This window comes from Butyrivibrio sp. AE3004 (assembly GCF_000703165.1).
Lineage (GTDB): Bacteria > Bacillota > Clostridia > Lachnospirales > Lachnospiraceae > Butyrivibrio.
Genome location: NZ_JNLQ01000002.1, coordinates 2835638 through 2848264, shown reverse-complemented (window position 1 = coordinate 2848264; position 12627 = coordinate 2835638). Strand labels below are relative to the sequence as shown.

8 protein-coding genes are annotated in these 12627 nt (G+C 39.9%); all 8 read left to right on the top strand.

All coding sequences use genetic code 11. The features are described 5' to 3' along the window. Positions 1-5: 5 nt before the first annotated feature. The 8 genes from rfbC to BV60_RS22235 all read left to right on the top strand — a co-directional run bounded on the left by rfbC (position 6) and on the right by BV60_RS22235 (position 12620). Positions 6-572 carry a dTDP-4-dehydrorhamnose 3,5-epimerase gene (gene rfbC / locus BV60_RS0115265; RefSeq protein WP_029323099.1) on the top strand — a complete coding sequence of 189 codons (567 nt, stop codon included), beginning with the start codon at positions 6-8 and terminating at the stop codon, positions 570-572. Then, positions 573-1595, top strand: coding sequence for an ABC transporter permease (locus BV60_RS0115260; RefSeq protein WP_029323097.1), 1023 nt, complete (start codon positions 573-575; stop codon positions 1593-1595). A gap of 20 nt (positions 1596-1615) precedes the next feature. Next, positions 1616-2965: an ABC transporter ATP-binding protein gene (locus BV60_RS0115255; protein ID WP_029323095.1), complete on the top strand. Its 1350-nt coding sequence runs from the start codon at positions 1616-1618 to the stop codon at positions 2963-2965. Between the two features lie 3 nt (positions 2966-2968). Continuing rightward, a complete protein-coding gene (locus BV60_RS22820; RefSeq protein ID WP_081846717.1) occupies positions 2969-5092 on the top strand; it encodes a class I SAM-dependent methyltransferase in 2124 nt (707 codons plus the stop codon). Positions 5093-5103: 11 nt separating this feature from the next. Beyond that, on the top strand, positions 5104-7188 hold the full coding sequence (locus BV60_RS0115245) for a glycosyltransferase family 2 protein (protein WP_029323091.1): 2085 nt from the start codon (positions 5104-5106) through the stop codon (positions 7186-7188). Then, entirely contained in the window at positions 7188-9251 is a 2064-nt protein-coding gene (locus tag BV60_RS0115240; RefSeq protein ID WP_029323089.1) for a glycosyltransferase family 2 protein, read from the top strand. Before BV60_RS0115245 ends, BV60_RS0115240 begins: the two co-directional genes overlap by 1 nt. Before the next feature lie 186 nt (positions 9252-9437). Further along, the gene (locus BV60_RS0115235; RefSeq protein ID WP_035777284.1) at positions 9438-11177 is read left to right on the top strand and encodes a phospho-sugar mutase; all 1740 of its coding nucleotides are present in this window, start codon (positions 9438-9440) and stop codon (positions 11175-11177) included. 57 nt (positions 11178-11234) lie between these two features. Next, positions 11235-12620: a glycosyltransferase gene (locus BV60_RS22235; RefSeq protein WP_051656783.1), complete on the top strand. Its 1386-nt coding sequence runs from the start codon at positions 11235-11237 to the stop codon at positions 12618-12620. Positions 12621-12627 lie beyond the last annotated feature (7 nt).

The following is a 12627-nucleotide window of genomic DNA, read 5'->3' as shown; positions in this document are numbered from 1 at the left end:
AGATAATGGGACAGTTAACAGTTGAAACATGTGAAATAGAAGGTCTTAAGGTTATTACACCTCAGGTATTCGGTGATAGCAGAGGATACTTTATGGAGACTTATTCAAAGCGAGACTTTGAGAAGATTGGTATTCCGATGGATTTTGTTCAAGATAACCAGTCTGCATCCAAGAAAGGCGTCCTGAGAGGACTTCATTTCCAGAAAAACTATCCGCAGGATAAGCTTGTCCGTGTAGTAAACGGTGAAGTGTTTGATGTGGCTGTTGACTTAAGAGAGTGTTCAGCTACTTTTGGAAAGTGGTTTGGAGTTGTTCTTTCTGCTGAGAACAAAAAGCAGTTCTTTATCCCTAAGGGATTTGCTCATGGATTCCTTGTTCTCTCTGATTATGCTGAATTTGCATATAAGTGCACAGATTTCTATCATCCGGATGATGAAGGCGGACTTCTCTTCAAGGATCCGGAAATTGGAGTAGAATGGCCTTTTGAGGATGAGTCAGAGCTCACTCTCTCAGATAAGGATACAAAATGGGGAACACTGTCTGATTATAAAAAGGAACGCGGTATTAACTAAATGGCAAAAGAGAAGACAGATAAACTGCCATTTATAAGTGAGCTGCCAAAACAGGTGGGAATCGGGATATACTATGCGATTGCTGTCATACTGATGCTGATAATCGTTTTGCATAACAATCCACTTGCAGATCATCATACGGAAATGCTAAAGAAGATTTGCGCGTGTATTCTTATTGTTATGTCAATGATTCTTGTTACAGCTTGGTATGACAAGCTCATGGTCCTGCCTGTTGAGCTTTTTAATTCAAGAAAGCTTATATGGCGACTGGCGGTGAATGATTTTAAAAAAAGATATGCCGGCTCTTATATGGGCGTAGTGTGGGCACTGGTTCAACCGGTGGTCACTGTTTTGATGTATTGGTTTGTGTTTGACAGGATATTCCACACCAGATCGCAAATGGTTGCAGGAGGTATAGATGTTCCTTATGTGCTGTTTCTAACGACAGGACTGGTTCCCTGGTTTTTCTTTAATGAAGCACTGATGAATGGAACGACGTCTCTTCTTGAGTATAACTATCTGGTTAAAAAAGTGCTGTTTAAGATCAGCATTCTTCCGCTTATCAAAATTATTGCAGCACTGTTCATTCATGTTTTTTTTGCAGGTGTCATGCTTGTTGTGTCATGTATGTATGGCTATTATCCTACAATTTATACAACTCAGATTTTTTATTACGCTATTTGTGAGTTCATACTGGTACTTTCAATATGCTATACAACATGTGCGGTAGTAGTATTTTTCAGGGATCTGACACAGATACTTGCTATTGTTCTTCAAGTGGGACAGTGGGCTACACCGATATTGTGGGACATAAATATGCTTCCCGATAATCTGAAGTGGATAATAAAGCTTAATCCCATGACTTATATAGTTAATGGTTATAGAAGCTCGGTTTACGGAAATGAATGGTTCTTCGAGCATTTTTACTCAAGCACATATTTCTGGATCGTTGTTGTAGCTCTGTTTTGCATAGGGTCTCTTATATTTAAGCGTTCCAAGACACATTTTGCGGATGTGCTGTAAAAGTCAGGATAGATTATTTTATGGATAAAGATATGGCGATTCAGGTCACCGACCTGACGAAAATGTATAAACTGTATAGTAAGAATTCCGACAGATTAAAGGACGCACTGGGACTTCTTAAGGGAAATTCATATACTGAACACCTTGCCTTAAATCATGTTAATCTTAAGGTTAGAAAAGGTGAAACTATAGGCATAATCGGTACTAACGGTTCAGGTAAGTCTACAATACTTAAGATTATTACAGGTGTACTTTCTCCAACCTCCGGCACTGTGGAAGTGGATGGTCATATATCCGCGCTTTTGGAGCTCGGTGCTGGCTTTAATATGGAGTACAACGGTATTGATAACATTTTCTTAAACGGAATGATGATAGGTTTTTCCGAGGAAGAAATTAAAGCCAGGATGGATTCGATACTTGAGTTTGCTGATATCGGAGACTATGTATATCAGCCTGTGAAGACCTATTCAAGCGGTATGTTTGTAAGATTGGCTTTTGCAGTGGCAATCAATATCGACCCGGAGATTCTTATAGTTGATGAAGCGCTTTCTGTAGGAGATGTTTTCTTCCAGGCTAAGTGTTATCACAAATTTGAGGAATTCAAGAAGCAGGGGAAAACAATACTTTTTGTTTCCCATGACCTTTCCACGATAAGCAGATATTGTGACAGGGCTGTTCTGCTAAACCAGGGAGTTATTCTTGGTGAAGGTACTCCCAAGAAGATGATAGATATATATAAACAGGTGCTTGTAGGGCAGTATCCTCTTCCTGAAAACGATTTTAAGTCCCTGTTGGAGGATGATGAAATAAGAAAAGCTGCAGAGGAAAAGGCAAACGGCAAATCCAAAGCTGCAGAAAAAAGTGATAAAACTGACGCTGCTGCAGATAAGAAGGATAATTCCGAGCAGAACCCGGAACTTTTGGAGTACGGAAACAACTCTGCACAGATTGTTGAATTCTATGCAACTGATTCCAAAGGGCTAAGGACAAATTCGGTAATAAAAGGATCTGAGTTTACAATACACATGAGGGTCAGATTCCTAAGAGATATAAATGCACCTATTTTTGCTTTTACAATTAAGAATATAATGGGTATAGAAATAACAGGAACCAATTCTATGGTTGAAAAAGCTTTTCTGGAACCCGTTAAGGCAGGCGACGAGAAGGTAATAACCTTTAAGCAGAGGATGCTTTTACAAGGCGGAGACTATCTTGTATCTTTTGGCGTAACGGGATTTGAGCAGGATAATTTTGTTGTTTACCACAGACTCTATGATGCGCTTAATATTACTGTTGTGTCTGATAAAAATACGGTAGGCTACGTCGATATGGAATCGGCTGTATGCGTAACGGATGCTGAAAAGGAATAAAACATGCAGGAAGAAGTATTTATTGGGAATGTAAAACTGAATTTCAAGCATTATGCAGGGCTTGATCTGTATAGTGATGGTCCCGTTGAGCAGGAGATCTTCGATATTGTAAGAAAACATAAAAAAGAAGAGTATCCTGAGATTATTGAAAAGAAAGCAAGCTGGCCTGTTCTTTATCATCTTTCTGAACTCAGAAGCAATATTGTTGAGTGGATTCCCATGAAGGGAAAGGAGAAGGTTCTTGAGGTTGGTGCTGGTTGCGGTGCGATCACAGGCATGCTTTCGGAGAAGGCAGGTGAGGTTATTGCCTGCGACTTATCAAGACGCAGAAGTGAGATCAATGCCACCAGAAACTCTGAATGTGACAACGTTACAATTCATGTTGGTAACTTCAGGGATATAGAACCCGATCTTCCTACAGACTTTGATTTCATTTTCCTTATAGGTGTTTTTGAGTATGGGCAGGGATATATAGGGACAGAGAATCCTTATGAAAATTTTCTTTCAATGCTCAAAAAGCATCTCAAAAAGGATGGAAGAATAGTAATTGCCATCGAAAACAGAATTGGACTTAAATATTTTGCAGGTGCGGCTGAAGATCATTTGGGCGGCTACTTTGACGGCATAGAGGGCTATTCAAAGGACTCTGTAGCAAGAACTTTCACCAGAAACGGGCTTATCCGGATATTTAAGAAATGCGGAATGAATGATTATCATTTCTATTATCCCTACCCGGATTACAAATTGATGACATCACTTCATTCGGACAGATATCTTCCGGCATACGGCGAATTGCAGGATAATGTTCGGAATTTCGATAGAGACAGACTGCTGCTATTTAATGAAAAGCGTGCCTATGAATGTCTTATAAATGATGGGATGTATGCAGAATTTGCAAATTCCTTCGAGGTAATACTCGGACCTGGATTTGATACCGTATATTGTAAATATTCAAACGATCGTGCCGATGAATTTAAGATCAGAACAGATATAGTTGTTGATAAGCTTGGTAGAAAAATCATAAAGAAATATCCGCTTACCGAAGCTGCGGAAGAGCATATATTCGGAATGCAGGATGCTTACTATGCGCTTCGTGAGAGATACAGAGGCGGTGACCTTGAGGTTAATGACTGCCAGCTTGATGAAAAATCCAGATGTGCAATGTTTTCATATGTTAATGGTATACCGCTTACTGCGCTGTTTGATGCATGTCTTGAATCTGATGACATGGATTCCTTTAATGCATTGTTCAGAGAGTACATGAGGCGAGTGGGCTATAGGCCGGATTATCCTGTTACGGATTATGATCTTATTTTCTCAAATATACTTGTCAATGGACCTATATGGACTATCATTGATTATGAATGGACGTACGGTAAATGTATACCGCCGAAGAACATTGCCTTCAGGGCATTATACAGCTATATGCTTGAGGACAGGAGCCGTGACAAGCTGGATGTTAAGACATTATACGAACAGATAAATCTGACCGAGGAAGATATAAAGGCGCTCCTTAGCGAGGAAGCTGATTTTCAGAAATATGTTACAGGAAGAAGGAAATCATTTGTTGAACTATGGAAGATGATCGGTAAGACAGCAATTGTTCCGAAGGAACTTGCGGGATCCTCAGAAACAGCAAGAAGTGCGGAGGATATTCAGATTTATGTCGATGAGGGAGATGGCTATAGTGAAGATGATTCAATTTTCCCTGATGAGACTTACGATGATCATAATGTTGTTACGCTTGATATAGAGTGTAATGATAATGTTCAGAATATCCGAATTGATCCTGCTTTTTCATGTTGTATAGTCACAATTAAGCAGGTTATATGGAACGGTATTTCTGTGGAAGAAGGGGAAACCTATATTTCAATTCATCCGAACGGAACCTGGATTTCCGAAGACAGTATTGTGTTTGGAACAGATGATCCTAATATAGAATTTGGATTTATGAATGACAATATTGAGAAAATGCGTGAGAATCATCTGAAAATCACATTGATGACAACATTGATTCCCAAGGAGACAGCGATTACTCTTGAGGATTCACTGCGAGTTACTGTGGATGAAAATGTGGAGGAGAAGGGAGAGTTTCTGCAAAAAATCAAGAAACTTCTTCCAAAATAAAGCAATAACAGATGTTAAAAGAAGCCATAAAGAATATTCTTATTAACAACAGAAAACGGGGTTACCAGAAAAAAGTTAACGAATGTAAAAATGCTTATAATATCTGGGAACACAGGCAGGAGAAGCACCCTATATATGTTGCCGGTGGGGAGGCTTCTGAAGTCACGGGGAGACTTCAGCTTGTTACGGAGGTTGTATCCTATACAAAAGTATGGAGAGAATCAGAGCCTAATGCTACAGCTGAGAAGATCCTTATTTTCGTGAGCCCTAAAGGCAGGCTGGCCGGACACGCTGTTGAGAATATACGACGTTATTTCGAAGCACATCCTGAAATTAATGTCGTTTATGGTGATGAAGATGAGATTATCGGCAGGGGGAAATATGGCCATCCATATTTTAAACCTGACTGGTCTCCCGATACATATCTTAATGCATTTTATATAGGAAGTGTATTTGCCTGCAGAGCTAATACCTATGAGGCTGCAGCATCAGAATATGATAATGCACTTCGCATGCTCGGAGGGACAGCGGGCGTAAAGAAAAATTCTCCGGAGGCAGTTGGACGTGAGGCAAGCATGCTTTCTGCGGATGTTTTATTCTGTATGCTTGCCATAGAAGAAAGAGCTTTCGGGAAAAGATCCGGTATGGGATTTCCGATAGGACATATCGGAGAAATACTGTTTCACAGAAATTCCGATACGGATGTTTTTTACGGCAGAGGTTTTCATAATTCAAGGCATATGCTTATGAAGCCTGCCACTGTCAGTATAATAATACCGACCAAAGATCATCCCGAGATTCTTTTTCAGTGTCTTAAGTCAATTGTAAATACCACACATGAAAAGAATATAAAATATGAAATAGTGGTTGTTGATAATGGAAGCAGCGCTTATAACCGTGTAAGGTATGGTTCATATATAAGTCAGGTGGATAAGATAAATGGTTTAACGAATATATCTTATCTTTACAGAGTTGAAGATTTTAACTTCTCTCACATGTGTAACAGGGGTGCAGCCAGATCAGGTGGCGAATATCTTCTTTTCCTTAATGACGATATTGAAGCAACTCAGGACGGGTGGATGAGAGAGATGCTTTCTCAGGCCCAGCTTAGACACGTAGGTGTTGTTGGTGCAAAGCTTTTGTATCCTGACAGCGATCTTATCCAACATTGCGGAATCACCAATGTGAGACTTGGCCCTGTACACAAGTTACAGAAAATGCATGACCAGAAATCACATTATTTTGGTTTTAACAGAGGAATTCATAATCTGATTGGTGCAACCGGAGCTTGCCTTATGCTGAGCAGAGATAAATTTAAAGAGGTTGGAGGATTCCCAGAGGAGCTTCCCGTTGCTTTTAATGATGTTGATCTTTGTTACAGTGTTTTTCAAAAAGGATATTATAACGTTTGTTGCAATCATATAAGCCTGTATCATCATGAATCTCTGACAAGAGGACTTGATACATTGGATATTAAAAAGATGGAGCGTCTGGCATCAGAGTATGAAGTACTTATGAAAAGACATCCGGGCTTTTACAATAAGGATCCTTTCTATAGTGCATACCTTACGGATGACGAGACCATAAGCGCAATAATACCGTGTGAAGATTTTACTCCGGTACTTGATATTCCTTATCACAATATCAAGGTACATGATAATGGATATACCGATGCCAGGGAGGACGCATGTCTGAGGCTTGGTGTTGAGTATGCAGGAACCATGGAAAACTGGATGTATGGAATACGTGACGGTGAAGCTGTTGACGGATATTTCATAAAGGGATACAGTTTTGTAATTGGTTCAGACAATGCTTTTTTTGAAAGAAGACTGGTGCTCAGGCAGGTGGAACGATCGGATGAAGGCGCAAGACCGGCTTCTTCTGTTGTTTACAGCATGCCTGTTTACACATGGTACAGACCTGATATCAGATTAAGACTTCAGGATCAGATAGATGTGGATTTAACCGGTTACAAGGTGAGAATTGCATCAGGAAAGTTATCCCCGGGATACTATCAGGTTGGAATGGCTGCTATAGATCAGACAGGCAGTCTGAAACTGATAAACTGGGTACCAAATTTACTTAAGGTGAAATAATGACTGATAATACAGAATTTGATTATAAAACAGCATATGAGAAGGAAAAGCTCAAGAGCGCGGATCTTGCGCAGAAAATAGCTGATCTGGAAGATAAAAACCAGGAACTGGAATTCAAACTCAATCGTATAAAAAATAATCCAATATGGAAGGCCAGTACACCTGCACGAAATGTTATGCATTTTGTGATAAGACAGAAGGACCGTGTAAAAAATGCGGGATCTGTCGGTGGAGTGGTTGCAAAGCTAAAATACAAACAGATTGAAAGAAAAGCAAAGGTTCATTACGGGACAGAAAGCTTTCCCTCGGAAGAAACTATTACAGCTGAAAGAGAAACCGTGTTTGAATACATGCCTCTTGTAAGTATATTGGTGCCTCTTTATAATACACCGGAAAACTTTTTGAGGGATATGATTGAGTCTGTTCTTGATCAGACATACACCAACTGGCAGTTATGCCTTGCAGACGGTTCCGATACAGATCATGCATACGTGGAGCAGATTGTAAAAGAATATCAGAAGGACGAGCGCTCAAAAAAGGGTAGATCTGAGAATTCAGGAATCCTTTACCACAGGCTTGAGAAAAACACAGGTATATCCGGAAATACAAATGAATGTTTAAAGCTTGCTTCCGGTGAGTATATAGGCTTGCTTGATCATGATGATATTCTTCACCCTGAAGTCCTCTATTACTATGTGAAGGCTATAAACGAAGAAAAAGCAGATTATTTATATTGCGATGAAGCAACTTTCTCCGGAAAGAGCATTGATCATATGATAACAATGCATTTCAAACCTGATTATGCGCCGGACAATCTCCGTGCAAATAACTATATCTGCCATTTTAGTGTGTTTAAACGCTCGCTTCTTGATGGAACTGAGCTTTTCAGATCCAAGTTTGATGGAAGCCAGGATCATGACATGATCTTAAGACTTACGGATAATGCAGAGAAGATAGTGCATATTCCGAGACTTCTGTATTATTGGAGATCTCATGCCGGAAGTGTTGCATCCGACATAAGTGCAAAAAGCTATGCTATAGATGCGGCAAGAGGTGCGGTTGCGGATCACTTAAGAAGACATGGATATGAGCATTTTAAAATCTCGAGCACAAGAGCCTTTGAGACAATCTTTAAGATTGCTTATGAGGTAAAGGGTACACCTAAGATTTCAATCATAATTCCTACATGTGAGCATATGGAGGACTTAAAGAGATGTCTGACGTCAATATATGAAAAATCCACCTATGATAATTACGAGATTATTGTGGTTGAAAATGGCAGTAGCTCACAGGAGATAAAGAGTTATTATGATGAACTCAGAAACAGTGCCATGAGCTCGGTTATAAAGATTGTTGATTTTTATGAGGACAGAAATAATCTTAATCCGGATGGTTCAAAACCTTCGTTTAACTATTCGGCTGTAGTGAATTATGGCGTAAAGCAGTCTGACGGTGAATATGTTCTTTTGCTCAACAATGATACCCAGGTTATAACGGTTAACTGGATGGAAGAACTGCTTATGTATGCTCAGAGAAAGGATGTTGGAGCGGTTGGCGGAAAGCTTTATTTCCCAAATAGAAAGATTCAGCATGCCGGAATAGTTTTAAGACTCGGTGCACACAGAACAGCAGGGCATTCCCATTACGGACAGGAGGGTATGAACCTGGGATATATGGGAAGACTGTGTTATGCTCAGAATGTATCGGCTGTTACAGGTGCATGCCTTATGGTTTCCAGAGTAAAGTATGATGAAGTAGGCGGCTTTGATGAAGGATTTGAAGTATCTTTAAACGATGTTGACTTCTGTCTGAAACTAAGAGAAAAGGGATACCTTAATATATTTACACCCTTTGCTGAGATGTATCATTTTGAGTCTGCTTCAAGGGGGCTTGATCTTCAGGGTGAAAATGCAAAGAGATATGATAAGGAATCTGAGCATTTCCGTACAAAATGGAAGGAAGTGCTTGATAAAGGAGATCCATACTATAATCCTAATTTTTCACTCGACAGAAGTGATTTTTCATTAAATGTTGAAGGATATAGCAGTTTGCGCAATGCTTGATAAGCGAATTGGCATTGCATGACTTGATTTTTGCCTGCAGTAATGATTTACTAAGTATATTGAGGTTTAAACCTTATATATAATGATCCTTTTTGTTCGTCGTGTGTATTATTGGCGGTAGAACAAAAACGGACATCTGACAGAATTTAGTCAGACATAAATATGAGTTTATAGAGGAGGAAGATGATGAGTGAAGCAGCAAAGCAGCTTGAATATTGGTTAAACGATCCTTACTTTGATGAGGAAACCAAAAAGGAGCTGACAGCTATCCGTAACAACGAGGAAGAGGTTCAGGATAGATTTTATCAGGAGCTTGAATTTGGTACAGGTGGTCTCCGCGGTGTTATCGGGGCAGGTACAAACAGAATGAACAAGTATGTGGTACGTAAGGCTACGCAGGGTCTTGCTAACTACATTAAGAAGAATGGCGGCGCTGATGGGGCTAAGAGAGGTGTTGCTATTTCTTATGATTGTCGTAGATTTTCGCCTGAGTTTGCGGATGAGACAGCTAGATGTCTTGCAGCAAATGGAATTAAGGCATATGTATTTGATGAACTCAGACCCACACCTGAGCTTTCATTTGCGTTAAGAAAGCTTGGATGTATTGCAGGTGTAATGATTACTGCAAGCCACAATCCGCCGGAATACAACGGATATAAGGCATACTGGGAAGATGGCGCACAGGTTACACCGCCTCACGATACAGGTATTATTGCTGAAGTTAAGGCAATAACAGATTACAACGATGTTAAGACTATGTCTAAGGATGATGCCATGAAGGCAGATCTTTACGAAGTTATCGGTAAAGACATTGATGATGCGTACATGGTTGAGCTTAAAAAGCAGATCATTCACCTTGATGTTATCAAGGAGATGGCTGAGAAACTTACAGTTGTGTACACACCTTTCCACGGAACAGGTCTTGTTCCCGTTAAGAGAGTACTTCAGGAGCTTGGTTTCAAGAATGTATTCATTGTTCCCGAGCAGGAGCTTCCGGATCCTGAATTTACCACACTGGATTATCCTAACCCTGAGGATCCTAAGGCATTTAAGCTTGCGCTTGAGCTTGCAAAGGAAAAGGATGCAGATATTGTACTTGCTACAGATCCTGATGCCGATCGTCTCGGTGTTTATGCAAAGGACTCAAAGACAGGTGAGTATGTGGCATTTACAGGTAATATGTCAGGAATGCTTATCGGTGAGTATATTCTTCGCGAGAGAAAGGCAACAGGCACAATGCCTGAGAGACCTGCTTTTGTAACAACTATTGTTACTACAAACATGGCAAGAAGAGTAGCTGAAAAATATGGCCTTCACTATATTGAAGTACTTACAGGCTTTAAATATATCGGTGAGCAGATCAGACTTTTTGAAGAACATAATCAGGAATATAACTATGTATTCGGCCTTGAAGAAAGCTATGGTTGTCTTGCAGGAACTCATGCGCGTGATAAAGACGCCATTGTTGCAGTTATGATGCTTTGTGAAGTAGCAGCATATTGCAAAAAGAATGATATGACACTTTGGGATGCTATGGTTGATATGTATGAAGACTATGGCTATTATAAGGAAGGTCAGTACTCAATTACAATGAAGGGTATGGAAGGTGCTAAGGAAATAGCAGCTTTAATGGATAAACTCAGAAACAATCCGCCTAAGAACTTCGGCGCATGGACTGTTGAAGAGTTCCGTGATTACAAGACAGGCGAGACAGTTAACCCTCAGACAGGAGAAAAGGGCAAGACAGGTCTTCCTGAGTCTAATGTATTATACTTTGCACTTGATAATGATTCATGGTGTTGTGCACGTCCTTCAGGAACAGAGCCGAAGATTAAATTCTACATGGGTGTTAAAGGCACAAGTCTGGAAGATGCTGCTAAGAAGCAGGATGAATTGACAGCAGCTGTTAAGGCACTTATAGAGTAACAACAGGAATCCTTTTTATGGGCTGTCAGTTTTCCTGACAGCCCTATATTTTTAGATATGATTAATAATATAAAAAAGACAATTGCATATGCTATGAGAAACGGAGTCGGCAACACAATTACGGCTGCCAGAGAAAGACTTCGTGATCAGCGTGCCGAGAACTACACATTTATTCCTGTATCCGAGGATGAACTTGAGAAACAGCGCAAGTGGTACAGGGCATTACTTAATGATGCTAATAAGTCGAAAATGCTTCCGCTTATCAGCATACTTGTTCCCTGCTTCAATACTGACAGAAGATTTTTAAGTGAGATGATAGAGTCAGTAAAAAAACAGACCTATGGAAAATGGGAACTTATCCTTGCAGAAGCGCCTCTTGTTTCCAAAGGAAGACCGTATTATCCTCTTACTGAGGTCATTGCAGGATTTTCTGAGAGCGATGGAAGAATAAGACATCTTAAATTAAAAGCAAATACAGGAATATCCGGAAACACGAATGCTGCTCTTGATGCATCCAGAGGAGACTATATGGCGCTTTTGGATCATGATGATGTTCTTACGCCGAATGCACTGTGTGAAGTTGCCATAGCTGCAATAAAAAATTATCCAAGACTAATTTATTCTGATGAGGATAAATGTGATTCGGAATGCAAGCGCTTTTTTGACTATCATAGAAAAAAGAAATTTAATCCCGACCTGTTTTTGTCAAATAATTATATTTGCCATTTTACTACCATACGATCGGATGTAATACATACATGCAGATTCAGACCGGAGTATGATGGGGCACAGGACTACGATCTTTTCTTAAGAGCAGTTGGAAGAATAATGTGGAGTCCGGACTACGAGAGGCAGATAGTACATATTTCAAAAGTTCTGTATCACTGGAGAAGTCACGAAAACTCAACATCAGCAAATCCGCAGAGTAAAATGTATGCATATGATGCGGGTAAAAGAGCTGTACAGGACTTCTTAAATTCCAATGACATAAAAGCAAATGTAAGTCACCTGAAACATGTGGGCTTTTATCGAGTGGAATATAAAGGAGATATTTTTGATGCCAGAAAAGATATTGGCGTAGTCGGCGGTAAAATAATAGACAAGAACGGAACTATTATCGGTGGAAACTATAGAGCTGACGGTAAAATCAGATTTGATGGTCTTCCGAAAGGTTTTAGCGGCGGACTTCAGCATTTGGCGGTACTTGAGCAGGATACTGATGCGGTTGATTTAAGATGCATGAGAATACGGTCCGAGCTAAAGACGCTTTATGAAGAGATATTTGGAATTCCCTATACCGATACAACAAAAGGTGGAGAAATATCACTTGACAGTATTGGTGATGACAGGGAATTATTGGAAAAATGTATTCGGTTCGGACATGCTGTAAGGCAGCTTGGATATAAAGTTTTGTGGGATCCGGGTTATGAAACAACAGTTTGAATGGTTT